Raw genomic sequence first — 23,322 nt, 5'->3', positions numbered from 1 at the left:
TCAGGGCTTCGGTTCTTGCCGAACCAACCGGCCGTTCTCGTCGAGCCCCACGCCCCGCCCAAGCTTCCGGCGCTCGGCGAAGAAGGCTTCCTCTTCAGCTGTCGGGCCTGTCACCGCCTCGGCGAAGGCATCGAACCAGACATCCTGCTCATCGCTGCTGAGCGCGTCCGGCGACAGCTTGCCGCCGAGCGCCTGTTCGATGCGCCGGTAGTCAAACCGCCCGGTCTTCTCCACGGCGCGGCCGATGCGCGCCCAGTGGGTCAGTTGCCCGGCGATCGATCGGCTCTGGAGCTCCGCCTCGCGGCGGACGACGTCCATCACCTCGTCAGAGAGTTTGATCGACTGGGCCATGCATAGCCTCCAGGTGGCAAAATGCTACCAAGTGTAAGTAGAGCTTAGCACGTGCTGGATCAAGGCTGCCAAAAGGTCGAGGGGGAGGCACGCCAGGTGCGCCAGTCCCAATAACGCAGAGAGGCCGGGCGTTTCCGCCCGGCCTCTCATGTCAGTCAGAAGGGGTGAGGCTCAGCTACACCCGCTCGTGGACCCGCAGGTGTCGCACTTCAGGCAGGTGCCGTTGCGGACCATGGTGAAGTTGCCGCACTCGCCACAGGCCTCGCCCTCGTAGCCCTGCAGGCGGGCCAGCGCGACCTTGGACGCCTGCTGCTTGCGGGCATTCTGCTTCGCCGTCTCCGGATCCTCGTCGACGAGGCCTTCCACGTCGCTGGCCGCATCGAAGGCCTCCTCGCCGATCTCCTGGTCGAGGTCTCGGCTGAAGGCGGTCTGCACGTCGGCGCGCAGGGCCGTCACCGTGGCGGTGGCCGTCGTCGTGCCGCCGGCGGAGCCGCGCGGCTCGCCCTTGACGATCTGGAAGCGCTGGGTCTGGCCGCGCACCAGGCCGTGCGAGACCGGCGCCACCTGCGGCTTGTCGCCTTCCACGCCGCGGCCGATGGTCGTGGACCCGGCGTCTTCCGGCTGCACGTGGGCGAGCTCGTTGCGGCCGAGATAGGAGACCGCCAGCTCGCGGAACACGTAGTCGAGGATCGACGTGGCGTTCTTGATCGCCTCGTTGCCCTGCACCATGCCGGCCGGCTCGAACCGGGTGAAGGTGAAGGCGTCGACATATTCCTCCAGCGGCACGCCGTACTGGAGGCCGAGCGAGATGGCGATGGCGAAGTTGTTCATCATCGCCCGGAAGGCCGCGCCCTCCTTGTGCATGTCGATGAAGATCTCGCCGAGGCGGCCGTCATCGTACTCGCCGGTGCGCAAATACACCTTGTGGCCGCCGACGATGGCCTTCTGGGTGTAGCCCTTGCGCCGGTTCGGCATCGGGTCGCGCTCGCGGATCGCCCGTTCCACGATGCGCTCCACGATCCGCTCGGCCGCCGCCGCGGCGCGCACCTGCGCCGGCTGGGTCGCCGCCATCGCCTCGGCCTCTTCCTCCGCCTCGTCCTCGTCGTCGGAGAGAAGCTGCGCGTTCAGCGGCTGGGAGAGCTTGGAGCCGTCGCGGTAGAGCGCGTTGGCCTTCAGCGCCAGCCGCCACGAGGTCATGTAGGCGGCCTTGCAGTCGTCCACCGTGGCATCGTTCGGCATGTTGATCGTCTTGGAGATCGCGCCGGAGATGAACGGCTGGGCGGCGGCCATCATGTGGATGTGGCTGTCCACCGAGAGGTAGCGCTTGCCGATGCGGCCGCACGGGTTGGCGCAGTCGAACACCGCCAGGTGCTCGTCCTTCAGGTGCGGCGCGCCTTCCACGGTCATGGCACCGCAGACATAGATGTTGGCGGCCTCGATGTCGGCCTTGGGGAAGCCGATCTCGGCGAGCAGGTCGAAGGACGGATCGTCCAGCTTGTCCGCCGCGATGCCCAGGCTCTCGGTGAGGAAGGCCTCGCCGAGCGACCACTTGGTGAAGGCGAAGCGGATGTCGAAGGCCGATTTCAGGCCGCCCTCGATCGCCTCGATCTTCTCCGCCGTGAACCCCTTTTCCGTCAGCGCCTCGTGGCTCAGCGTCGGGCAGCCCTTCAGGGTGCCGCGGCCGACCGCGTAGGTGGAGATGTCGGAGATCTCCGCCTCGGAGTAGCCGAGGCCGCGCAGCGCCTGCGGCACCGCCTGGTTGATGATCTTGAAGTAGCCGCCGCCGGCCAGCTTCTTGAACTTCACCAGCGCGAAGTCGGGCTCGATGCCGGTGGTGTCGCAGTCCATCACCAGGCCGATGGTGCCGGTCGGCGCGATCACCGTCGACTGGGCGTTGCGGTAGCCGTGCTTCTCGCCCAGCTCCAGCGCCCGGTCCCAGGCGGCGCGGGCGTGCGCCACCAGCTTGTCGTCCGGGCACGAGGCATGGTCGAGCGGCACCGGGTTGGTGCTCAGCTTCTCGTAGCCGTCGGCGTGGCCGTGCGCGGCGCGGCGATGATTGCGGATCACCCGCAGCATGGCGTCGCGGTTGTTGGCGTATTCCGGGAACGGCCCCAGGTCGCCGGCGATCTCGGCGGAGGTGGCGTAGGAGGTGCCGGTCATCACCGCGGTGATGGCGCCGCAGATGGCGCGGCCCTCGTCGGAATCGTAGGGGATGCCGGAGGTCATCAAGAGGCCGCCGATGTTGGCGTAGCCGAGGCCCAGCGTGCGGTAGTCGTAGGAGAGCTTGGCAATCTGCGGCGAGGGGAACTGCGCCATCATCACCGAGACTTCCAGGACCAGCGTCCACAGCCGCACGGCGTGCTCAAACGCCTCCACGTCGAAGGAGCCGTCCTCGGCGCGGAACTGAAGCAGGTTGGCCGAGGCGAGATTACAGGCCGTGTCGTCGAGGAACATGTACTCCGAGCACGGATTGGAGGCGCGGATGTCGCCGCCGGCCGGGCAGGTGTGCCAGTCGTTGATGGTGGTGTGGAACTGGATGCCCGGATCGGCCGAGGCCCAGGCGGCGTGGCCGATCTTCTCCCACAGCTCGTCCGCCTTGATGGTCCGGGCGAGCTTGCCGTCGGTGCGGCGCATCAGGTCCCAGTCGCCGCCGGCCTCCACCGCGTTCAGGAACGCGTCGGTGACGCGCACCGAGTTGTTGGAGTTCTGGCCGGAAACGGTCAGGTAGGCCTCAGAGTCCCAGTCGGTGTCGAAGATCGGGAACTCGATCTCCGAGTAGCCCTGGCGGGCGAACTGCATCACACGGCGGATGTAGTTCTCCGGCACCATCGCCTTCTTCGCGGCGCGGATCTCGCGCTTCAGGGCCGGGTTCTTCTCCGGCACGAAGCAGTCGTCGCCGGGGCCCTCGCAGTTCACGCACGCCTTCATGATGGCGGCGAGGTGCTTCTTCACCGTCTTGGAGCCGGTGACGAGGGCGGCGACCTTCTGCTCCTCGCGGACCTTCCAGTCCACGTAGGCCTCGATGTCCGGGTGATCGACGTCGACCACCACCATCTTGGCGGCGCGGCGCGTCGTGCCGCCGGACTTGATGGCACCGGCGGCGCGGTCGCCGATGCGCAGGAAGCTCATCAGGCCGGAGGAGCGGCCGCCGCCGGACAGCGGCTCGCCTTCACCGCGCAGCATGGAAAAGTTGGAGCCGGTGCCGGAGCCGTACTTGAACAGCCGCGCCTCGCGGACCCACAGGTCCATGATGCCCGAATCGTTCACCAGGTCATCGGTGACCGACTGGATGAAGCAGGCGTGCGGCTGCGGATGCTCGTAGGCGGTCTTGGAGCGGGTCAGCTCGCCGGTCTCGTGGTCCACGTAGAAGTGGCCCTGGCTCGGCCCGTCGATGCCGTAGGCCCAGTGCAGGCCGGTGTTGAACCACTGCGGCGAGTTCGGCGCCACCTTCTGGGTGCACAGCATGTAGGCGAGCTCGTCGAAGAAGGCGCGGGCGTCCTCCTCGCCGTCGAAATAGCCGCCCTTCCAGCCCCAGTAGGTCCAGGTGCCGGCGAGCCGGTCGAAGACCTGGCGGGCATCCATTTCCGGGCCGGTGCGCTCGTCGGCCGGCAGGTCGGCCAGCGCCTTCTCGTCGGCGGTGGAGCGCCACAGCCAGCTCGGGACGGTCTCTTCCTCGACCTTCTTAAGGGCGACCGGAACGCCGGCCTTGCGGAAATATTTCTGGGCCAGCACGTCGGTGGCCACCTGGCTCCACGCCGCCGGCACCGCGATGTCGGCAAGCCGGAACACCACCGAGCCGTCCGGGTTGCGGATCTCACTCGTGGAGCGACGGAATTCGATGCCCTCGTAGGCCGACTGACCCGCCTTCGTGTAGCGTCGCTCGATCCGCATGGCTCATTGTCCCTTCATCACGTTGCCGGACGCGCCGCGACGCGCCGGATCCCACCCGCCAGAAATCCCGCCCGGCGTCTCCGATGGAGAACCCGGCTGAGACTCACTGACGCTCTATCTAGTAGGCATCGAGCCCGACAATACTGAATATAGTGCTAACTGGACTCGTTGCGAAGCACCCCGGCGCCCCTGAAACACGCGCAAACGAACCCCTCCCGCCGACGCGACTGACGCGCCGCCGACATGACGAACATGCTATCTTTGGAGGGCCCGGTGCTGACCGTTGGGGTCGGGCTGTCGATTGAGTGGAGAGTAGTGCGAGTCGGATCGGCCGGTCAAGGAACCAGATCTAGCTGTTGTGTGTTACTCCCCGGTTTGGCCCATATATATTGTATGGGCTGTGAATAACGGGGATGACACGATAGCGACACGCGGAACCCGGCGGTTTCCCGGGAGTTTGGCGTCCGGAGAGCGGTGGACGACGGCGGTTCGCCGTGGCGAGGGCTCCGAACCAGGGGGTGGGCGTGCGCTGTTTCGTGGTGATCAATCCGCGCTCCGGGGCGGCGCTCGACCAGGCCGACTTCTCCACCCGGGTCCGGCGGAGCTTCGACGCCGCTGGTATCGAGGCGGTCTGGCCGGACGACGCTGACGCCGGCCTCAATGCACAGATCGACCAGGCGAGGGCCTCCGGTATCGAGCGGATCGCGGTGGTGGGCGGCGACGGCACCGTCATGGCGGCCGCCCAGGCGCTGCTGGACACCGACAAGGTGCTGGTGGTCGTGCCCGCCGGCACCATGAACGTCCTGGCCCACGAGCTTGGCCTGCCGCTCGACATGGACGAGGCGATCGCGCTTGCCGGAACGGGCGAGGTGAGGGCGATCGACGTCGGTGAGGTCAACGGCCGAATCTTTGTCGGCAATTCGGTCCTCGGCGCGCCGTCGCGCCTGGCGCGGCGCCGCGAGCGCTTCCGCGGTCGCTCCACGGGCCGGTCCTATGCGCGCCTTGTCAGGGCCGGGCTCCGCGCCCTCTGGCAATATCCGGCGATGGGCGTGACCATCCACACGGACGATCAGCGCAAGCCGATCCGCACCCGCGCCCTGGCGGTGGTGGTCAACGATTATGCGGAAGGCTTCGGCAAGGTGTTGACGCGCTCCTGTCTCGACGGCGGCGAGCTTGTCCTTTATGCGCTGAAGCCGGTCACGCCGTGGCGGATCCTGGGGCTGATGCTTGCCGTGCTCCTGGGGCGCTGGCGGCACGACCGGCGGCTGGACCGGCTGGCGGTGCAGTCCGTCACCATCACCGCGCGCCGCAAGCGCGTGCGCCTGATGAATGACGGCGAAACGCTCCTCGTGACACCGCCGCTCAACTATCGTATCCGGCCGAAGGCGCTGCGCGTGGTCGGCGTCGCATCATCCGCGGAGGGCACCCTGTCCCACCATTTCGAAGACAGTTCCGTGCAGGCCGCCACCGCCCGATGACGGTCCTTGCCCATGTGTCCGATCTGCATTTCGGCCGAGTCGATATCGGCGCTGCCGAGGCCCTGTTCGATGACCTCAAGGCGCTTCGGCCCGATCTCGTCGTCGTGTCCGGCGATCTGACCCAGCGCGCCCACTACTGGGAATTCCTGCTCGCGCGGCAATATCTCGACAGCCTCGACCTGCCGTGGCTGGCGGTGCCGGGCAACCACGACATTTCCCCATTCAGGCTTCTGGAGCGCTTCACCAACCCGTTCCGCGCCTACCGCACCTTCATCGAGAAGGTGACCGAGCCGGTCTATGTCGACGACGAGGTGGTGGTCGTCGGCCTCAACACGGCCCGGCGCATGGCGCTCGAATGGAACTGGGCGCACGGGCGCATCAGCCGCCGCCAGATCCGCCGGGTGGTCAACGAGTTCGAGCGCGCACCAGCCGAGCGGGTGCGTATCGTCGTGGCTCACCATCCCTTCCAGCCGCCCGAGCATGCGCCGGAGACCCGCGTGGTCGGCCGCTCGGCGGAAGCGCTGGAGCGCTTCGCGTCGGCCGGTGTGCGGCTGGTGCTGGCGGGACACCTCCATCAGGGCTATATCCGCGTGGTGACGCCCACCGAGGTGACCCGGACCGGGGAGCTGAAGCTGGTGCAGGCGGCGTCGGCCATCTCCTCGCGGCTGCGTGGCGAACCGAACGCCTACAACATCATCACCGTGACCGGCGGCAACCTCGACATCCGCACGCGGATATTCGAGGGTGGCGCGTGGCGCGCCTCCGACGCGGTCGGGGACATGCCGGCGCTAGCGCCGGCGGACTGACGGCGCGCCAGCAGCCGGCCCGTCTGCCTGTCCCGCGCATCGCGCCCGGCGGCCCGTCGGCCCCGACACCAGAACAAGGACCTGTCTCCGCATGGACGCAGCCCTCGACAAGAAGCCCGCGTCCGGCGGGCTCGAGGCCGAAATCGCCAACCGCCGCACGTTCGCGATCATCTCGCATCCGGACGCCGGCAAGACGACGCTGACGGAAAAGATCCTCTATTTCGGCGGCGCGATCCGGCTCGCCGGCCAGGTGAGGGCGCGCGGCGAGCGCCGCCGCACCCAGTCGGACTGGATGGCCATCGAGCAGCAGCGCGGCATCTCCGTCACCAGCTCCGTCATGACCTTCGAGCGCGACGGCGTGACCTTCAACCTGCTCGACACGCCGGGCCATGAAGACTTCTCCGAGGACACCTACCGCACGCTCACCGCGGTCGATTCGGCGGTCATGGTCATCGACGCCGCGAAGGGCATCGAGGCGCAGACGCTCAAGCTGTTCGAGGTCTGCCGGCTGCGCGACGTGCCGATCATCACCTACATCAACAAGGTCGATCGCGAGGGCCGCGATCCGTTCGAGCTGATGGACGAGATCTCCGAGAAGCTCGCCCTCGACGTCTCGCCGGTGACCTGGCCGGTGGGCATGGGCACCCAGTTCAAGGGCTGCTTCAACCTGCGCGACAACACCTTCCTCAAGCCGAGCCGCGAAGGCGCCGGCGGCTTCGAGGAGGAAATCCGCGTCAACGGCGTGATGGATCCCAAGGTGGCCGAGCTGGTCGGCGACGAGACGCTCCTGGAGACCTTCCGCTCCGAGGCCGATCTCGCCACCTCCGCCTGCTCGCCGATGGACATCGAGGCCTACCGCGAAGGCCACCTGACGCCGGTCTTCTTCGGCTCGGCGCTCCGCGATTTCTGCGTCTCCGATCTGCTCGACGGCCTCGCTGCCTTTGCGCCGCCGCCGCGCATGCAGCCGGCCGAACCCGAGCCGGTGGATCCGGCCGAGGAAAAGGTCACGGCCTTTGTGTTCAAGGTCCAGGCGAACATGGACCCCAACCACCGCGACCGCATCGCCTTCACCCGCATCTGCTCCGGCCGCTTCAAGCGCGGCATGCGGCTGAACCAGATCGGCACCGGCAAGACCATGGCGATCCAGGCGCCGATCTTCTTTTTCGCTCAGGACCGCGACATCGCCGAGGAAGCCTATCCGGGCGACATTCTCGGCATCCCGAACCACGGCACCCTGCGCGTCGGCGACACGCTGAGCGAGCGCACCGACGTCAAGGTGACGGGCCTGCCGCGTTTCGCGCCGGAGATCATGCGCCGGGTGCGCACCGGCGACCCGATGAAGGTCAAGCAGGTCCGCCGCGCCCTGCACGACCTGTCGGAGGAGGGGCTCGCCCAGGTCTTCAAGACCCGCTTCGGCTCCGACTGGATCGTCGGCGTCGTCGGCGCGCTGCAGCTCGACGTCATGGCCGACCGCATCAAGGCGGAATACAAGGTCGAGATCGGTTTCGAGGCCTCGCCCTATTCCGCCGCGCGCTGGATCCACGGCCCGAAGGACAAGGTGGAGGAGTTCATCGCCAAGAACTCCGCGCAGATCGGCGACGACAACGACGACAGCCCGGTGTACCTGGCCAAGAGCGCCTGGGAGCTCAACTACACCGCCGAGCGCTGGCCCGACCTGACCTTCGGCCAGACCAAGGAACTGGTCTGAGGTCCGCCGCCCGGGACGTGGACGTCGTGCCGCGCTGGACATGACCGAGGCCGGACGCCATAGTCCGCCGCAACGACCGATGGTTTCGTGCCGGTGGCCCCGACCGTCCGGCGCCCGATCGACAGAGGCTCAAGCCGTGCTGAAAGCTCTTTTCCTGGACCTGTTCACCTGGTGGAATTCCGCCACGCTGGGCACGCGGGTGCACACCTATTTCGCGGGCGAGTATGTCGGCGACGACGAGTTCGGGAACCGCTACTACCGCGCCAAGGGCGGCAAGGTCGACCCGACGCTGGGCTTCCAGCGCCGCTGGGTCATCTACAACGGCGAGGCCGAGGCCACCAAGATCCCCGCTGGCTGGCATGGCTGGATGCACCACAAGGACGTGCCGGCGCCGAGCGAGGTCCACTACAATCCGCGGCCCTGGGAGAAGACGTCCCAGCCGAACCTGACGGGCACCCCGGCGGCCTACCGGCCGAAGGGCTCGATCCTGCAGGAGGATCCCCATCGGCCGCACGCCACCGGCGACTACGACGCCTGGTCGCCGGGTCAGTAGGTTGGCTCCCAGCCGCTGCGAACTACAAGAAAAGGCGCCCGAAAGGGCGCCTTTTTCAATGGGTTGGCGAGACAATCTACAGCTTGCCGCGCGTCACTTTCGGTCCAGTCGGGCGATCAGGCTCGACGTGTCCCAGCGACTGCCGCCCATGGCCTGCACGTCGGCGTAGAACTGGTCGACCAGCGCCGTGACCGGCAGCTGGGCGCCGTTGCGGTTGGCCTCCGCCAGGCAGATCGACAGGTCCTTGCGCATCCAGTCGACGGCAAAGCCGAAGTCGAACGTGCCGTCGCGCATCGTCTCCCAGCGATTCTCCATCTGCCACGACTGGGCCGCGCCCTTGGAGATCACGCCGATCACCTTCTCCACGTCGAGGTCGGCCTTCTGGGCGAAATTGACGGCCTCGGAGAGGCCCTGGACGAGGCCCGCGATGCAGATCTGGTTGACCATCTTGGTGAGCTGGCCGGCGCCGGCCTCGCCCATGTGGCCGACCATCTTGGCGAAGCAGTCGATCACCGGCTTTGCCCGCTTGAAGGTGTCGGCACTGCCGCCCACCATCACCGTGAGCTGGCCGTTCTCCGCGCCGGCCTGGCCGCCCGACACCGGCGCGTCGAGGAAGGCGAAGCCGCGCGCGTCGGCTTCCGCCGCCAGCTCCCGGGCGATCTCGGCGGAGGCGGTGGTGTTGTCGATGAACACCGCGCCGGCCTTCATGGCCTGGAAGGCGCCGTCCTCGCCCAGCGTCACCTGGCGCAGATCGTCGTCGTTGCCCACACAGCAGAACACGAAGTCAGCGCCGTCGGCGGCCTCTTTCGGCGTTGGGGCGGCGGTGCCGCCAAACTCGGAAGCCCATTTTTCCGCCTTGGCGGCGGTGCGGTTGTAGACGGTGAGCTCGTGTCCGCCGCGGGTCTTGAGATGACCTGCCATCGGGTAGCCCATCACTCCGAGCCCGATAAAGGCGACCTTGGCCATGGGGCGTCTCCTTCGCTGTGTCTGGTCTTGTGCGGGTGCAAGCCGCTGGTTCGGCGCGACCCTAGAGCCTTTTCCGGTCGGGAGGAAACACCTGTGCGGGGAGGCGCCGTCAGGTCCAGATGGCGACGATCGCCATCAGGACGAAGCCAGCCACGGCGCCGCCGAACTCAGTGAGGTTGCAGCAGCGCACGATCATCGGGCTCGACGCCAGGCCGTGAAGCGTTCCGAGATAGAGAAACGTGCCGGCCGCCAGGGCGGAGAAGACGGGCTCGATGAGCGGATGCGAGCCGGACAGCGCATCGATGCCCTGGCCGACCGCGGCGCCGATGGGAAACATCACCACGAAAACCAGGAACACGACCCACATGCGCCGCCGCGTGAAAGCCGCCTTGCTCAGCTCAAGCGCCAGGGCAAAGCTTGCGGCACCCTTGTGGGCCAGAACGGCCACGAAGATGATCAGCGTCACGGCGAGGGTGGACGACACGCCGAAGGCGGCGCCGGTCAGGAACGAGTGCACCGACAGCATGACGGCGGCCATCAGCGGTACGATCGGGCTCGCACCGCCCTGGCGCTCGGCGATCCGCGTCCCGAGGTGCTCGATCCAGAGCAGGAGCAGGACGATCGCGCCGCAAAGGGCCGGGGCAAACGGGTAGGCGACGCCGGCGGCGGCGAAATCGCCGTCGGCATCTCCCAGCATGTGGATGAGGCCCGCCCCGAGGAAGATGCCTGCTGCAAAGGCTTCGCCCGAGCCAAGCGCCCGACGCTGGGTGGGCGCGGCGCGCCGCCGCAGGACCGGACCACCGGCCATCAGCGCGACGGCGACAACGACGGCAACGAGAATGGCCTTCAAGACGGCTTCGCTCGGCACGGGCCTGGTCTCCGCCTAGCTCTGGTGGACCGGAAGGCAACGGACGTCGGAGGCCCACAGGTGCAGGTGGCCATGCGCGATGTAGAACACCCGGTGGCCTTCGTGCGGCGACTGCGGCTCACGAGAGAACAGGAACAGTTCGTGTGCATGCTCGTGGGCGTCAGTCACCACGGGCGCGTATGCGACGACGTCGCTGCCTCCGAGGCTTGCCGTTCCCTTGAAGACGAGGTCATGGGCATGCATGTCGAGCCGGCCGTCCTCGTGGTACCAGACGAAAATGGCCTGGCCGCTGTCGCCGGTGAGGCGGAAGGCTCCGATCGACTGGGACAGGTAGGCGGTCGTCGGCTTGTCGCCGGAGAGGTCGAGGGATGCCGGGTCGAAGGCGGCGAGATGGGCCATGGAAGCTCCTTTGGGTGGGGTTCGATCAAAACGATTGCGTTATGTTATAACATTGCGATGGTTTGACGAACCCTCACGCCGCCGCCACCCGCCCGGGGGGCAACGTCGCTCTTCCGTGTCGCTGGTGGACAAGACGTCTGGCCGGGCGGCACAGGAACATCTGCGCAGCCCGGCCGGCCGTGACGGCGGCGGAGACAGGCTCAGCGGTGGCCGGCCTGAGGCTCTCGCCTGCTAGGCGATCCCGGCAAGAGCCTGATCGAGATCCTCGACGAGGTCCTGCACGTGTTCGATGCCGACGGACAGCCGCAGCAGGCCGCCCGGCATGTTGGTCATCGGGTCTTCAACCGACCGGCGATGCTCGATCAGGCTTTCGATGCCGCCGATCGAGGTCGCCCGCACGATCCGCTTCAGCTTGCCGGCCACCGCCAGCGCCGCTTCCGAACCGCCGCGCACGTCGAAGGACAGCAGGCTGCCGTAGCCGCCGGTCATCTGGCGCCGGGCGACGGCGTGATCCGGGTGATCGGCGAGGCCGGGGTAGCGGACCGTCTCGATTGCCCGGTGACCGGCCAGGAAGCCGGCGATCGCCATGGCGTTCGACGAGGCGGAGTGGACCCGCACGCCCAGCGTCCGCATGCCGCGGATCAGCAGCCAGGCCTCGAAGGTGCCAAGCACCGCTCCGGCGTCATGGCGCTCGCGGCAGATCGCCTGCCACAGGTCGCTGTCAGTGTCGTTGGTGGCAAGTGCGCCGGCCAGCACGTCGGAATGACCGTTCAGCGACTTGGTGGCGGAGTGGACCACGTAATCGGCGCCGAGTGTCAGCGGCGTGGTGTGGATGGGCGTGGCCGCGGTGGAATCGACGGCGAGCCTGGCGCCGTGCTGATGCGCGATCTTGGCGGCGGCGGCGATGTCCACAACGGTCAGCCACGGATTGGACGGCGTTTCCGCGAAGACCAGCGTCGGTTTGCCGTCGGCCAGTGCGGCGGCAAGGCTGTCGAGGTCGTTGCCCTCGAACCAGCGCACGTCGATGCCGTGCTCGGCGAGCGCCCGTAGCGCGAACACCTGGGTGCCGTAATAGATGCCCTTCTGGACCACGATCGGCCCGGTGGCGGCGGCGCGCAACAGCGTGGCGATAGCCGCCATGCCGGAGGCGAAGAGGCGCGCCGTGGTGGCCTTTTCGAGCGCCGCGATGATGTCCTCCGCCTCGCGCACGGTGGGCGCGTCGTCGCGGGCGTAGATGTGGCCCTCGGTCATCAGGCTGTAGTCGCGCTCGCGGGCGAAGGTGGTCGAGGGCTGCAGCGGCGGAACCACGCCGCCGCTGGCGCGATCGATGCGGCCGAGCGCCTGCACGGCGATGGTCTCGGGGCGGGGCAGGCTGTCGGGAGTCCGGTCGGACATGGCGGATCCTGTCTTGGTCTTGGGGTATGTCCGCGAAACGGCGGGGGCGGGCGTGCGGCGGGTCCGGATCAGTCGGGCGTGGCGTCCGGTCGTCCCGCTGCCGCGCCCTCATCGTCCGCGGTCCTGGCTGCCGCCTGTGTGGGCCGCTCCAGGTGCCGCGTCAATCGCCGCTCCAGGCGGGACCACACCCGGCTCAGCGCCTCCACCATGATCAGGTAGAGGAGTGCTGCCCAGATATAGGCCTGAAAGTCGAAAGAGCGCGAGAAGGCGCGGCGCGTTTCGCCCATCAGGTCGTAGACGGTGATGATGGAGGCGATGGCGGAGCCCTTGATCATCAGGATGATCTCGTTGCCGTAGGGGCGCAGCGCGATGATGAAGGCCTGCGGCAGGACCACCCGCCAGAAGATCGCGCGGCGCGGCAGGCCAAGGGCCTGGGCGCCTTCCAGCTGCCCCTTGGGCACGTTCTGGATGGCGCCGCGCAGGATTTCCGCCTGGTAGGCGGCGGTGTTGAGGGCGAACACGAAGACGGCGCAGGTGAAGGCGTCGCGGAAGATCCACCAGGCACCGATCGCCTTCAGCTCCTGGTTGAAGTTGCCGGCGCCGTAATAGAACAGGAAGGCCTGCGCGATCAGCGGTGTACCCCGAAAGAAGTAGACGTAGGCGTAGGCGAGGCCGCCGATGATCCGGTTTGTCGACATGCGCGCGAACGCGATGGGAATCGACAGCGCTGCGCCAAGGAGCACCGACAGCACCACCAGCTGGATGGTCACCGCGAAGCCATTGATCAGCTTCTCGCCGTAGCGGCCCAGGAAATCCATGCCGGAGGCGTTGACCAGGTAGTAGGCCGTGGCGAGGCCGGAGAAGATCCAGACGGCCATCAGCACGTGGCCGAGCACCCGGGCCGCGGTCCATGGCCGGTTCGGCGGAGTGACGGGCCGGATCAGCGAGGCGAGCGCCATCAGCGGGTCGCTCCCTTGTTGGCCCAGCGCTCGATCCGGGCGATGCCGATCGAGGAGATGATGGAGAACACCAGGTAGATCAGGCAGGCGACGCCGAAGAAGAGGAACGCCTCCTTGGTGACCCGTGCGGCGACGCCGGCCTGGCGCAGCACGTCCTCGATGCCGATGACGGAAACGAGCGCGGTGTCCTTCAGGAGCACCAGCCACAGATTCGACAGGCCGGGCAGGGCGAGCCGGATGAGCTGCGGCAGGATGACGAGGCGCATGGTCTGCAGCCGCGACAGGCCAAGGGCCTCCGCCCCCTCGTACTGGCCGGCGGAGATGCCCCGGAAGGCGGAGAGGAACACTTCGCTTGCGTAGGCGGAGAAGACCACGCCGAGCGCGATCATGCCGGCGAAGAAGCTGTTGATCTCGACGTAGCCGCCGCCGAACAGCGCCAGCACCTTCTGCAGCAGGATCTGCACCCCGAAATAGATCAGGAACAGGGTCAGCAGTTCCGGCAGGCCACGGAAAACCGTGGTGTAGATGCTGGCGGCGCGGCGCAGGCTCGGCTCGGACGAGTTCTTGGCGAGCGCCGCGAGGAACCCGAGTGCCAGTCCGAACGGCAGCGTTGCCACCGCGAGCCCCACGGTGACGAGGGTGCCGCGCGCGATCTGGTCGCCCCAGCCATCGGGGCCGAATGAGAGGAGGGTGAGCCAGTCGGGCATCAGGACGCCGGGCGTTGGTGGATCGGCCGCTCGGGCAGGCGGGCCAGACCGGTCCGCGAGAGCGGCGCGGGCCGGTGCGCTGCGATCCGGCCGGTGTGTCCCGGTTAGGAGCTGAACGGGGCCCGCACACAGCGGGCCCCGCAAACGGGCGGCGTCAGTCGCCGTAGACGTCGAACTCGAAATATTTGTCGTTGATCGTCTTGTAGGTGCCGTCCTCGCGGATGGCGGCGATGGCCTTGTTGAACATCTCGCGCAGGTCGTCGTCATCTTGGCGGATGGCGATGCCGATGCCTTCGCCGTAGATGGCGGCGTCCATCGGCAGGGTGTCGAGGATCTCGCAGCAGGTGCCGTCGGCCTTGACCCACTCGTCGATGACGATGACGTCGTCCACCGCGCCGTCGAGGCGGCCGTTCTCCAGGTCGAGCTTGTATTCCTCAGCCGTCGGATAGAGCTTCACGTCTGCGTCGGGGAACAGCTTCTCGGCGTACTCGGCGTGGGTGGTGGAGGCCTGCGCGCCGATGGTCTTGCCGGACAGCGCGTCAGCCGTCGCCTCGGTGATGTCGGAGCCCTTCGGCACGACCAGAGCCGGCGGCGTGTTGTAGTATTTCTCGGTGAAGTCGACCCGCTGCTTGCGCTCCTCGGTGATCGACATGGAGGCGATGATGGCGTCGTACTTGCCGGCCTCGAGCGCCGGGATGATGCCTTCCCAGTCCTGGGTCACGAACTCGCAGGTCACCTCCATCTTCTCGCAAAGCGCCTTCGCGATATCGATGTCGAAGCCTTCGAGCTGGCCGTCCGAGGTCAGCGTGTTGAAGGGCGGGTAGGCGCCTTCCGTCCCGATGCGGACGGTTTCCCAGTCCTTGGCAACGGCTGGGCCGGCGACCAGCGCGGTCGCGACGGCGGCGGAGGCGAGAAGTCGGGCGAAGGTCATGGATCACTCCACGGCTCTGGACGGGGGGCGGGCCCTGCGTTCGTCGCACGGTCCCGGAACTGCGGCCCGCCTCGGCGCCGGACAGGCGGTCCGATGCGGCGGTCGTGCCGGGAGTTTCCTTTAGAAGTCCGCCGGATGCAACGGGACCGTCGCGGCTTTGCCACAATTGCGTCACGGCCGGCGTGCCGGTTCCGGGGTCAGTCGCCGTAGATGTCGAAGGAGAAGTAGGCGTCGTTGATCGTCTTGTAGGTGCCATCGGCGCGAATGGCCGCGATCGCCGCGTTGAACGCATCGCGGAGATCGGGGCTGGTCTTGCGCACGGCGATGCCGATTCCCTTGCCGTTGATGGCCTCGTCGACCGGCAGGGTCGCCAGGATGCGACAACACTGCCCACTGTCGCTTTCGACCCATTCGCTCAGCAGAATCAGGTCGTCAATGGCCGCGTCCAGCCGGCCGTTCTGAAGCTCTTCCTGGTAGGCGAGCGGGATCGGGTACGGCTTCAGCGTGGCGGAGGGAAATTTCGCTTCCGCGTAATTGGCATGGGTGGTGCCGGACTGGGCGCCGACCGACCGGCCGGCGAGTCCGGCGTCGGTGGCCTCGGTGATGGTGCTGTCGCGCGGCACCACCATGGCCGGCCGCGTCGCGTAGTACTTGTCGGTGAAATGAACCTTGCGGCTGCGTTCCTCGGTGATCGCCATGGACGCAATGATGGCGTCGTAACGATTGGCGAGGAGCCCCGGGATCATGCCCTCCCAGTCCTGCACGACGAACACGCACGTCATCTCGATGCGATCGCAGAGGGCCCGGGCGATGTCGACATCGAACCCGACGAGCTCGCCGTCGGCATTGCGGTTGTTGAAGGGCGGGTAGGCGCCTTCGGTGGCGATGCGAAGGGTCGGCCGCTCGTCCGCCGTCCCTTCGGCGGTGAGAGCAAGAACGGCCACGGAGGCAGCCGCGATCATCCGGAGGATTGTCATGCTGCCCTTGCTTTCCTTTCGGCCCGCGGCTGGGTCGTCTGAGCCTGCGCAGTTCCGCGCAGTTCTGCGCAATATCGCGCAACTCTGCGCACCGGTATCGCGCAGCGCCAGGCGCTGCGCAACAGCCGTGCCAAAAGGCCGGTTCAGTCGGCTGCCGGTTGTGGCGGGACGGTCTTCAGGTAGGCAGCGACGGCCTCCCGGTCGGCGGGCGGGACATTGGCCCAGTTGCGCTGCACGGCCGCCATTGTCCCACCGACCGCGTCGAAGTCCGGTGTGAAGCCGGACTCCAGGTAATAGGCGATGTCGCCCTCGCTCCAGTCGCCGATACCGTCCTCGGACGGGGTGATATTCGGCACCGTTCCTTTGACCTCCAGCGACGGAGCGCCGCCTAGCCAGTGCGCCCGGTCCATGCCGAACAGGAGGGTGCGGGGCGTGTGGCATTCGCCGCAGTGGCCCGGGCCGGTGACGAGATAGGCGCCGCGGTTCTGGAGATCGGAAAGCGCCGGATCCGGTTCGAAGCCAGGGTCGGAGGCGTAGAAGCGCTTCCACAGCCCGATGCCGCGCCGGATCGAGAAGGGGAAGGGAAGGGAGGCCGTCTCGACCTCGTTCTCGACGGCGGGCAGCGTGTCCATGAACGCCTTCAGGTCGATCAGGTCCTCAAGCGTCATGTGCTGGTAGGAGGCGTAGGGAAAGGCCGGATAATAGTGCGCACCGGACGGCGAGACCCCGTGGCGGACGGCGTTGACGAACTCGGCCGTCGACCAGCCGCCGATGCCGGTGGCGGTATCAGGTGAGATGTTGGGCACCGTCAGCGATCCCAGCGGCGAGCCAAGCTCGGCACCGCCGCCAAGTCGTGTCAGATTCTCGCCTTTTGCGCCGGATGCAGCATGGCAGGACGCGCAGCCTCCCGCCCAGAACAGCGTCTCGCCGTTCGCGGTGTCAGGCGTGTGGTCCGGCAGGTCCGAGGCGGCGATCGTGGTCGGCGTGGTCAGCAGCCAGAATGCCGCCGCGCCGGCAACAACCAGCAGGATCAGGGCGATAAGGATGCGCCGCATGGAAGTTCCTTGAGGCTGTGCCGCCGGAAGTCCACGATCAGTCGGTGCGGAACTGCTGGTGGCAGTCGCGACAGTTGCCGGCGACCTTGCCGAAGGCCGGCTTGAAGGCATCGAGACCCTCTGCCGCGGCGGCCGACGCCGCTTCGGCATCCGCGGCGAAGCTTGCCGCAAGCGCCTTGAAGTCGTCCATCTTCTCCCAGATCGCCGGGGCAGCCTCGGTGTCGTGGCCGGTCTTGGAATCGTCGGGGAAGAGGGTCGGGAAGGTGGTGCCGACCTCGGCCAGGGTCTGCATGGCCTCGCTTGCCTTCGCCGCGTCCCAGTCGGTCTCGCCCTTGACCATCTGGCCGGCAGCCTTCGTGGCGCGCCCCGCCGACTTCATGAGGTCCTGGCGCTTCTCGATGGCGGCTTCGCCGGTGAGCTGGTCCTGGGTCCAGGCGGGAGTTGAGGGAAGGAGAGCAACAGCGCCGATAATCGCCGCAACGCCGAGTGCCAACGTCTTCATTTGCCTTGATCCTCTGTGGCCGTTCTGGAATTCGACTGATTCCAGGTCCAGCGAACGCCACGCGCCCATGACAAATCAAGCCGCCTCCGTCATACGAAGAAAGATCGACGATCACATTTGCGAGACCCTGCTCTGCGCACCGCGCTCTTCCTCCGAAGGGCAAGCTGCGCTATAGGCGCACCAGAATATCGATATTTTGACTGAAGAGCGGTCCCCAGTTCGGATGCGGCCGCCGAGAGGAGAGAGACAATGCGCACGATTGGTCATTTCATTGGCGGGAAGACCGTCGCCGGCGGATCGGGCCGCACCGCGCCCGTCTACAATCCGAACACCGGCGAAGTTCAGGCCGAGGTGGCGCTTGCGTCGAAGGCCGAGGTCGAGGCGGCGATCCTGAACGCTGCCGAGGCGCAGCCCAAGTGGGCGGCCACCAACCCGCAGCGCCGCGCCCGGGTGATGATGAAGTTCGTCGAGTTGCTGAATCAGAACATGGACGAACTCGCGGAACTCCTTTCGTCGGAGCACGGCAAGACCGTGCCGGACGCCAAGGGCGACATCCAGCGCGGTCTCGAGGTTGCGGAGTTCGCCATCGGCGTGCCGCACCTGATGAAGGGCGAGTACACCGACGGCGCCGGCCCGGCCATCGACATGTACTCCCTGCGTCAGCCGCTGGGCGTCGTGGCCGGCATCACGCCGTTCAACTTCCCGGCCATGATCCCGATGTGGAAGTTCGCTCCGGCGATCGCCTGCGGCAATTCCTTCATCCTGAAGCCGTCCGAGCGTGATCCGTCCGTGCCGATCCGGCTTGCCGAACTGATGATGGAGGCGGGCCTGCCGGCCGGCATCCTCAACGTCGTCAACGGTGACAAGGAAGCCGTGGACGCCGTCCTGACCCATCCGGCGATCCAGGCGGTCGGCTTCGTGGGCTCCTCCGACATTGCCCAGTACGTCTATGGCACGGCCGCGGCGCACGGAAAGCGGGCCCAGTGCTTCGGCGGCGCCAAGAACCACATGATCGTCATGCCGGATGCCGACATGGAGCAGGCGGCCAACGCGCTGATCGGCGCTGGCTACGGCTCGGCCGGCGAACGGTGCATGGCGGTTTCCGTCGCGGTTCCGGTGGGCGAGGCGACGGCCGACCGCCTGATGGAGACGCTGGTTCCGAAGGTGAACGCGCTGAAGATCGGCCTGTCTACCGATGCCGACGCTGACTACGGACCGCTGGTGACCAAGGCGGCGCTCGACCGCGTGCGCGGCTATGTCGATCTCGGCGTGGAAGAGGGCGCCGAGCTCGTCGTCGACGGCCGCGACTTCACCATGCAGGGCTATGAGAACGGCTTCTTCATGGGCGGCTGCCTGTTCGACCGCGTCACCCCGGAGATGCGCATCTACAAGGAAGAGATCTTCGGCCCGGTGCTCTCGGTGGTCCGCGCCAAGGACTACGAGGAAGGCCTCGCGCTCGCCAGCGACCACGAGTACGGCAACGGCGTCGCGATCTTCACCCGCGACGGCGATGCGGCCCGCGACTTCACCGCCCGGGTGAACGTGGGCATGGTGGGTGTGAACGTGCCGATCCCGGTGCCGCTGGCCTACCACACCTTCGGCGGGTGGAAGCGGTCCGGCTTTGGCGACCTCAACCAGCATGGCCCCGACTCGATCCGCTTCTACACCAAGACGAAGACGGTCACGTCGCGCTGGCCTTCGGGCATCAAGGACTCCGCCGAGTTCGTGATCCCGACGATGGGGTAGCAATCCCAGGAAAAGTGGGAACCGGTTTTCCGTCCGGGATTGCGGTCTAATAAGTGCCCCTCACGCCGAGTTCGCTTGCGCTCACCGGCTCCGGGTGGGCGGCCTCCGGCCGGCGCGCGGTCGCGCGCTGAGCCAGCAACGCCTGAAGCAGGCACTGCCGGCTGTAGGGGCGCCGAAATGACCCCGGCCAAGCTGGGGCAGACCAAGAGAGGCGCGCGCCGGAAACGGTGCGCGCCTTTTCCGTTGCGCTGTGGATGGATGACACGCGGATCGCCGCTGGATGCCCGCCTTCGCGTTTGACGATTGACGCGGAGGGTTTGCGTGACGACATCGGGTTCACTACAAAACGACTGAACGTCACGACCACGGTAGCGCGTCCGTCAGGGTGCGCGTCACCGAAATCCCCTCACCGGATTGGACGAACATGCCTCAGGCCTACGAGACTGCGCCCCGCCTCGACGACGACGAGGACGAGGAGAAGATCAAGGCGCAACAGTCGATCCCGGTCGACAAGCATCTCTTCGACGCCCGCACGGTCATGGTGATCGGACAGGTGTCGATGGACATGGCCCGCGACGTCACGCAGCGCCTGCTGGCGCTGGCCCACGTCTCCGACGATCCGATCAACGTGATCGTGTCCTCGCCCGGCGGCCACGTGGAATCCGGCGACATGATCCACGACACGATCCGCTTCATTTCGCCGAAGGTGAACATCCTCGGCATGGGCTGGGTCGCCTCCGCCGGTGCGCTGATCTACGTGTCGGTGCCGAAGGAGCAGCGCTACTGCACGCCGAATACGCGCTTCCTGCTGCATCAACCGTCCGGTGGTGCCGGCGGCGCGGCGACGGACATCGAGATCCAGGCCCGCGAGATCATCAAGATGCGCGACCGCCTGAACAAGATCTTCTCCGATGCGACCGGCCAGCCCATCGAACGCATCGCCAAGGACACCGACCGCGACTACTGGATGGGTCCGGACGAGGCGATCGAGTACGGCCTTGTCGGCAAGGTCGTCGCCTCCCAGAGCGAGATGAAGTGAGGCTCGCCGTGCGCGGTGTCTCCCTTCTCGCGGGCTGCCTGGTGGCGCTGTCGCCGGTGATCGCCGGCGCGGCGGTCGCCAAGTCGGCGAGCCCCTACGAGATGACTTACGAGGCGCGGACGGACACCACCCTCCGCGCCTCCATTGAGGCAGGCTCTCCGGCGATTGCAGAGATCCCGAAAGGATCCAGCGGGATTGTCCTGCGCTGGTGCCGATCGGAGATCCCGTTCGGCAAGTGGCAGTTCGGATCGCCGGCCGTGTGGCGCGCGCTGCTCGACGCCCGCGCCTGCGAAATCGGCTGGAACGGCAAGGTCGGCTTCGTCGACGGTACGGCCCTGACGCCCACGCGCTAGACGCCGGCTCACGGGGCCGTAGGGCCTTCGTGCGACCCTATATGAGCATCACAGCCGCGGGCGGGGTGTTGTTCCCGGCCTCAGAGGGCCGTCGGGCGGGCCTGTCTGCCAGTTGATCTTCTATCCCCATACAGCGAACGAGGTCCTCCATGCACACGGTCGGCGCAGCAGGAGTGGAAATTCCCGCGCTCGGGTTCGGCACCTGGCAGCTCAAGGGCGCGGAATGCGAGAAGATGGTGACGGCTGCGCTGGGCGCTGGCTTTCGACATATCGATACCGCGGAGATGTACGACAACGAGGAGGCGGTCGGCCGTGGCCTGAAGGCCGCTAAGCTGCCGCGCGACGAGGTCTTCCTGACGTCCAAGGTCTGGTCCTCGAACCTGCGCGACGGGCAGCTCCAACATGCGGCCGAAGTGAGCCTCAAACGTCTCGGCCTCGACTATTTCGACCTCTACCTCATTCACTGGCCGAGCAACGACACTTCCACCCGGGAAGCGATTGGCGCGCTCAACGAGGTGCGCACCCGTGGCCTTGCGAGGGCGGTCGGCGTGGCCAACTTCCCGGTCAAGCTGATCGAGGAGGCGGTGGAGGCGAGCGAGGCGCCGCTGGCCACCAACCAGGTCGAATACCATCCCTATCTCAGCCAGGCGCCGGTGCTGGACGCCTGCCGGCGCCACGGCCTGTCGCTCACGGCCTACTGTCCGCTGGCGCGCGGCAAGATGGTGGACGACACGGTGATCGGCGAGATCGCCGAGATCCATGGCCGCACGCCGGCACAGGTGACGCTGCGCTGGCTGATCCAGCAGGACGGGGTCATCGCAATCCCGAAAACCGGCAATCCCGATCGGCTGGAGGAAAATCTCGGCGCGGCGGATTTCACGCTCACCGATGAGGAGATGAGCCGCATCTCGGCGCTGACCCAGCCGGACGGACGCATCGTCCGGATGTCGGGCGAGCCGGAATGGGATACGTAGATCCCGGGAGACACGATACGGCTCCCGCATCGATGAGGGGGCCATGCCCGACCTTCTGTCCGAGATCGTCTTCTTCGTCCTGAGGCCATCGAACTTTCTGGTACTGCTTCTTTTCGGCGGGTTGGCGTGCCTGTTGGTCGGCTGGAAGTGGGTCGGGTTCGCGTTCGTGGCGCTGGGCACCCTCGGGTTCGTCGTGGCGGGATTTGCGCCACTGTCGACGCTGCTGCTGCATCCGCTGGAGGAGCGCTACCAGCGTGGCGAACCGCCGCCGGGCGGGCCAACGGGTATCCTGGTCTTCGGCGGTGCCATCGATGCCTCCATCGTCCGGACCCGCCAGATTCCCGAGCTGACAGACGGCGCGGACCGGATCGTCGCCGTGGCTGATCTCGCCCGGCGCTATCCCGCTGCGCTGGTGGCGATTTCCAACGGGCCGCCGCCGCCCGACGGCAAGGTCGGCAACGCGCAATTCGCCGCGCGGCTGTTGGAGAGCTTCGGCGTCGCGCGAGATCGCATTCGGATCGAGGACCGCGCCGCCTCCACCTGGCAGAACGCCATCTTCCTGAAGGACCTTCTCAAGCCGGAAGCGGGCCAGAGCTGGATCGTCGTCACCTCGGCCTGGCACATGCCGCGCACCATGGGCGTCATGGAGAAGGCCGGCTGGACCGGGCTGGTGCCGTATCCCGTCGACTACCGGACCCCCGGGGGCGATAGCCCCTACGGCTGGAGCCGGTCCATGGGCGGCGGCCTCTACAAGACCAATCTGGCGGTGCGCGAATGGCTGTCCCTCATCGCCTATTATATGACGGGCAAGTCCCCGGCTCTGGTGCCAGGGCCCGACGACTGAGGCCAGAAGCCGGATTCATCGCGTTTGCGCGCGCGTTCCATCACAAACATCCGTTGGACGTGAACCGGCGGGTGGGAAAGACTGCCCGCTGGTGACGGATCGCGGGAGGAACGTGATGAGCCTGGTGCTGGTGATCGGAAACAAGGCCTACTCGAGCTGGTCGCTGCGGCCGTGGCTCCTGATGAGCGAGCTCGGACTCGATTTCGACGAGATCCTGATACCGCTGGATCGTGCTGACACCAGGGAACGCATCACCCGCCATTCGCCCTCCGGCAAGGTTCCGTGCCTGCTGATCGAGGACCTGTCGGTGTGGGATACGCTGGCGATCATGGAGACGCTGGCCGAGCGCTTCCCCGAGGCCGGCGTCTGGCCCGCGGACGCGGATGCGCGCGCCGTTGCCCGCTCGGTGTCCGCCGAGATGCATTCCGGGTTCACAGCGTTGCGCTCCGCCTGCCCGATGAACCTGCGCAAGCGGTTCGCCTTCCGCGACTGGGGCGGTTCGGATGGGGCTGCCGACGTGGCCCGCATTCAGGCGATCTGGGCCGACTGCCGGAGCCGATTCGGTGCCGGCGGGCCCTTCCTGTTCGGCACCTTCAGCGCCGCCGACGCCATGTATGCGCCGGTGGTCGCGCGGCTCGACCGATATTGTTGGGAGGTGACACCGGAGACACGCGCCTACATGAACGCGGTGCTGGCGCTGCCATCATTCCAGCGCTGGACCGCGCAGGGCGTGGAGGAACCCTGGATCCTCGCACACGACGAGGTCGACGCTCCGGCGCTCTGACGCAGGCGGCCCCGTCGGGCGCAGGCGCCGCTGGTG

At 67.3% G+C, this 23,322-nt stretch carries 22 protein-coding genes; 10 read left to right on the top strand and 12 right to left on the bottom strand.

The window, feature by feature from the left end; translation table 11 throughout:
- A complete protein-coding gene (locus C507_RS0103105; RefSeq protein ID WP_018698197.1) occupies nucleotides 1–351 on the bottom strand; it encodes a ParD-like family protein in 351 nt (116 codons plus the stop codon).
- 171 nt (nucleotides 352–522) lie between these two features.
- Nucleotides 523–4,242, bottom strand: coding sequence for a vitamin B12-dependent ribonucleotide reductase (locus tag C507_RS0103100; RefSeq protein ID WP_018698196.1), 3,720 nt, complete (start codon nucleotides 4,240–4,242; stop codon nucleotides 523–525).
- Nucleotides 4,243–4,736: 494 nt separating this feature from the next.
- On the opposite strand from C507_RS0103100, the gene C507_RS20235 reads away from it, so the two are divergent.
- From C507_RS20235 to C507_RS0103080, 4 genes are all read left to right on the top strand, one after another.
- Nucleotides 4,737–5,720, top strand: a complete 984-nt coding sequence (locus tag C507_RS20235) for a diacylglycerol/lipid kinase family protein (RefSeq protein WP_083923347.1) — start codon at nucleotides 4,737–4,739, stop codon at nucleotides 5,718–5,720.
- Entirely contained in the window at nucleotides 5,717–6,526 is an 810-nt protein-coding gene (locus C507_RS0103090) for a metallophosphoesterase family protein (protein ID WP_018698194.1), read from the top strand. The genes C507_RS20235 and C507_RS0103090 overlap by 4 nt, the downstream gene beginning before the upstream one ends.
- Before the next feature lie 91 nt (nucleotides 6,527–6,617).
- Entirely contained in the window at nucleotides 6,618–8,234 is a 1,617-nt protein-coding gene (locus tag C507_RS0103085; RefSeq protein ID WP_018698193.1) for a peptide chain release factor 3, read from the top strand.
- A 139-nt stretch (nucleotides 8,235–8,373) separates the two neighbouring features.
- Complete coding sequence (locus C507_RS0103080) at nucleotides 8,374–8,787, top strand: NADH:ubiquinone oxidoreductase subunit NDUFA12 (protein WP_026318802.1); 414 nt, start codon at nucleotides 8,374–8,376, stop codon at nucleotides 8,785–8,787.
- Nucleotides 8,788–8,880: 93 nt separating this feature from the next.
- Here C507_RS0103080 and C507_RS0103075 read toward each other — a convergent pair whose 3' ends face one another.
- The 10 genes from C507_RS0103075 to C507_RS0103030 all read right to left on the bottom strand — a co-directional run bounded on the left by C507_RS0103075 (nucleotide 8,881) and on the right by C507_RS0103030 (nucleotide 17,546).
- A complete protein-coding gene (locus tag C507_RS0103075; RefSeq protein WP_018698191.1) occupies nucleotides 8,881–9,753 on the bottom strand; it encodes an NAD(P)-dependent oxidoreductase in 873 nt (290 codons plus the stop codon).
- A 109-nt stretch (nucleotides 9,754–9,862) separates the two neighbouring features.
- On the bottom strand, nucleotides 9,863–10,621 hold the full coding sequence (locus C507_RS0103070; RefSeq protein WP_018698190.1) for a ZIP family metal transporter: 759 nt from the start codon (nucleotides 10,619–10,621) through the stop codon (nucleotides 9,863–9,865).
- A 15-nt stretch (nucleotides 10,622–10,636) separates the two neighbouring features.
- Nucleotides 10,637–11,020 (bottom strand): hypothetical protein, encoded by a 384-nt coding sequence (locus C507_RS0103065; RefSeq protein ID WP_018698189.1) that lies wholly within the window; start codon nucleotides 11,018–11,020, stop codon nucleotides 10,637–10,639.
- Nucleotides 11,021–11,251: 231 nt separating this feature from the next.
- Nucleotides 11,252–12,415, bottom strand: coding sequence for a trans-sulfuration enzyme family protein (locus C507_RS0103060; RefSeq protein WP_018698188.1), 1,164 nt, complete (start codon nucleotides 12,413–12,415; stop codon nucleotides 11,252–11,254).
- 68 nt (nucleotides 12,416–12,483) lie between these two features.
- Nucleotides 12,484–13,374 (bottom strand): ABC transporter permease, encoded by an 891-nt coding sequence (locus C507_RS0103055; protein ID WP_018698187.1) that lies wholly within the window; start codon nucleotides 13,372–13,374, stop codon nucleotides 12,484–12,486.
- A complete protein-coding gene (locus tag C507_RS0103050) occupies nucleotides 13,374–14,081 on the bottom strand; it encodes an ABC transporter permease (protein WP_018698186.1) in 708 nt (235 codons plus the stop codon). Before C507_RS0103050 ends, C507_RS0103055 begins: the two co-directional genes overlap by 1 nt.
- 154 nt (nucleotides 14,082–14,235) lie before the next feature.
- A complete protein-coding gene (locus C507_RS0103045) occupies nucleotides 14,236–15,012 on the bottom strand; it encodes an ABC transporter substrate-binding protein (RefSeq protein ID WP_018698185.1) in 777 nt (258 codons plus the stop codon).
- A 197-nt stretch (nucleotides 15,013–15,209) separates the two neighbouring features.
- Nucleotides 15,210–15,989: a transporter substrate-binding domain-containing protein gene (locus C507_RS0103040; protein ID WP_018698184.1), complete on the bottom strand. Its 780-nt coding sequence runs from the start codon at nucleotides 15,987–15,989 to the stop codon at nucleotides 15,210–15,212.
- Between the two features lie 143 nt (nucleotides 15,990–16,132).
- Nucleotides 16,133–17,044, bottom strand: coding sequence for a cytochrome c (locus tag C507_RS0103035; protein ID WP_018698183.1), 912 nt, complete (start codon nucleotides 17,042–17,044; stop codon nucleotides 16,133–16,135).
- A gap of 37 nt (nucleotides 17,045–17,081) precedes the next feature.
- Nucleotides 17,082–17,546: a c-type cytochrome gene (locus C507_RS0103030; RefSeq protein ID WP_018698182.1), complete on the bottom strand. Its 465-nt coding sequence runs from the start codon at nucleotides 17,544–17,546 to the stop codon at nucleotides 17,082–17,084.
- 249 nt (nucleotides 17,547–17,795) lie between these two features.
- On the opposite strand from C507_RS0103030, the gene C507_RS0103025 reads away from it, so the two are divergent.
- The 6 genes from C507_RS0103025 (at nucleotide 17,796) to C507_RS0103000 (ending at nucleotide 23,286) form a co-directional block, all read left to right on the top strand.
- Nucleotides 17,796–19,292 (top strand): CoA-acylating methylmalonate-semialdehyde dehydrogenase, encoded by a 1,497-nt coding sequence (locus tag C507_RS0103025; protein ID WP_018698181.1) that lies wholly within the window; start codon nucleotides 17,796–17,798, stop codon nucleotides 19,290–19,292.
- A gap of 424 nt (nucleotides 19,293–19,716) precedes the next feature.
- On the top strand, nucleotides 19,717–20,331 hold the full coding sequence (locus C507_RS0103020) for an ATP-dependent Clp protease proteolytic subunit (protein WP_018698180.1): 615 nt from the start codon (nucleotides 19,717–19,719) through the stop codon (nucleotides 20,329–20,331).
- A gap of 8 nt (nucleotides 20,332–20,339) precedes the next feature.
- Nucleotides 20,340–20,684: an SH3 domain-containing protein gene (locus C507_RS0103015; RefSeq protein WP_156829130.1), complete on the top strand. Its 345-nt coding sequence runs from the start codon at nucleotides 20,340–20,342 to the stop codon at nucleotides 20,682–20,684.
- Between the two features lie 149 nt (nucleotides 20,685–20,833).
- The gene (locus C507_RS0103010; protein WP_018698178.1) at nucleotides 20,834–21,658 is read left to right on the top strand and encodes an aldo/keto reductase; all 825 of its coding nucleotides are present in this window, start codon (nucleotides 20,834–20,836) and stop codon (nucleotides 21,656–21,658) included.
- A gap of 43 nt (nucleotides 21,659–21,701) precedes the next feature.
- Nucleotides 21,702–22,502 (top strand): YdcF family protein, encoded by an 801-nt coding sequence (locus C507_RS0103005; protein ID WP_018698177.1) that lies wholly within the window; start codon nucleotides 21,702–21,704, stop codon nucleotides 22,500–22,502.
- Between the two features lie 115 nt (nucleotides 22,503–22,617).
- Entirely contained in the window at nucleotides 22,618–23,286 is a 669-nt protein-coding gene (locus tag C507_RS0103000; RefSeq protein WP_018698176.1) for a glutathione S-transferase family protein, read from the top strand.
- Nucleotides 23,287–23,322: the final 36 nt, after the last annotated feature.

Source organism: Amorphus coralli DSM 19760, from assembly GCF_000374525.1.
Lineage (GTDB): Bacteria > Pseudomonadota > Alphaproteobacteria > Rhizobiales > Amorphaceae > Amorphus > Amorphus coralli.
Note: the sequence above shows the minus strand (reverse complement) of the source record. Positions and strands in the feature narration are given on the sequence as shown.

Excerpts from the sequence above, each read along its gene's own strand:
- C507_RS0103105 (WP_018698197.1), bottom strand. The coding sequence starts at position 351 with ATGGCCCAGTCGATCAAACTCTCTGACGAGGTGATGGACGTCGTCCGC.
- C507_RS0103100 (WP_018698196.1), bottom strand. The coding sequence starts at position 4,242 with ATGCGGATCGAGCGACGCTACACGAAGGCGGGTCAGTCGGCCTACGAG.
- C507_RS0103090 (WP_018698194.1), top strand. The coding sequence starts at position 5,717 with ATGACGGTCCTTGCCCATGTGTCCGATCTGCATTTCGGCCGAGTCGAT.
- C507_RS0103085 (WP_018698193.1), top strand. The coding sequence starts at position 6,618 with ATGGACGCAGCCCTCGACAAGAAGCCCGCGTCCGGCGGGCTCGAGGCC.
- C507_RS0103075 (WP_018698191.1), bottom strand. The coding sequence starts at position 9,753 with ATGGCCAAGGTCGCCTTTATCGGGCTCGGAGTGATGGGCTACCCGATG.
- C507_RS0103065 (WP_018698189.1), bottom strand. The coding sequence starts at position 11,020 with ATGGCCCATCTCGCCGCCTTCGACCCGGCATCCCTCGACCTCTCCGGC.
- C507_RS0103060 (WP_018698188.1), bottom strand. The coding sequence starts at position 12,415 with ATGTCCGACCGGACTCCCGACAGCCTGCCCCGCCCCGAGACCATCGCC.
- C507_RS0103055 (WP_018698187.1), bottom strand. The coding sequence starts at position 13,374 with ATGGCGCTCGCCTCGCTGATCCGGCCCGTCACTCCGCCGAACCGGCCA.
- C507_RS0103050 (WP_018698186.1), bottom strand. The coding sequence starts at position 14,081 with ATGCCCGACTGGCTCACCCTCCTCTCATTCGGCCCCGATGGCTGGGGC.
- C507_RS0103045 (WP_018698185.1), bottom strand. The coding sequence starts at position 15,012 with ATGACCTTCGCCCGACTTCTCGCCTCCGCCGCCGTCGCGACCGCGCTG.
- C507_RS0103040 (WP_018698184.1), bottom strand. The coding sequence starts at position 15,989 with ATGACAATCCTCCGGATGATCGCGGCTGCCTCCGTGGCCGTTCTTGCT.
- C507_RS0103035 (WP_018698183.1), bottom strand. The coding sequence starts at position 17,044 with ATGCGGCGCATCCTTATCGCCCTGATCCTGCTGGTTGTTGCCGGCGCG.
- C507_RS0103030 (WP_018698182.1), bottom strand. The coding sequence starts at position 17,546 with ATGAAGACGTTGGCACTCGGCGTTGCGGCGATTATCGGCGCTGTTGCT.
- C507_RS0103025 (WP_018698181.1), top strand. The coding sequence starts at position 17,796 with ATGCGCACGATTGGTCATTTCATTGGCGGGAAGACCGTCGCCGGCGGA.
- C507_RS0103020 (WP_018698180.1), top strand. The coding sequence starts at position 19,717 with ATGCCTCAGGCCTACGAGACTGCGCCCCGCCTCGACGACGACGAGGAC.
- C507_RS0103010 (WP_018698178.1), top strand. The coding sequence starts at position 20,834 with ATGCACACGGTCGGCGCAGCAGGAGTGGAAATTCCCGCGCTCGGGTTC.
- C507_RS0103005 (WP_018698177.1), top strand. The coding sequence starts at position 21,702 with ATGCCCGACCTTCTGTCCGAGATCGTCTTCTTCGTCCTGAGGCCATCG.
- C507_RS0103000 (WP_018698176.1), top strand. The coding sequence starts at position 22,618 with ATGAGCCTGGTGCTGGTGATCGGAAACAAGGCCTACTCGAGCTGGTCG.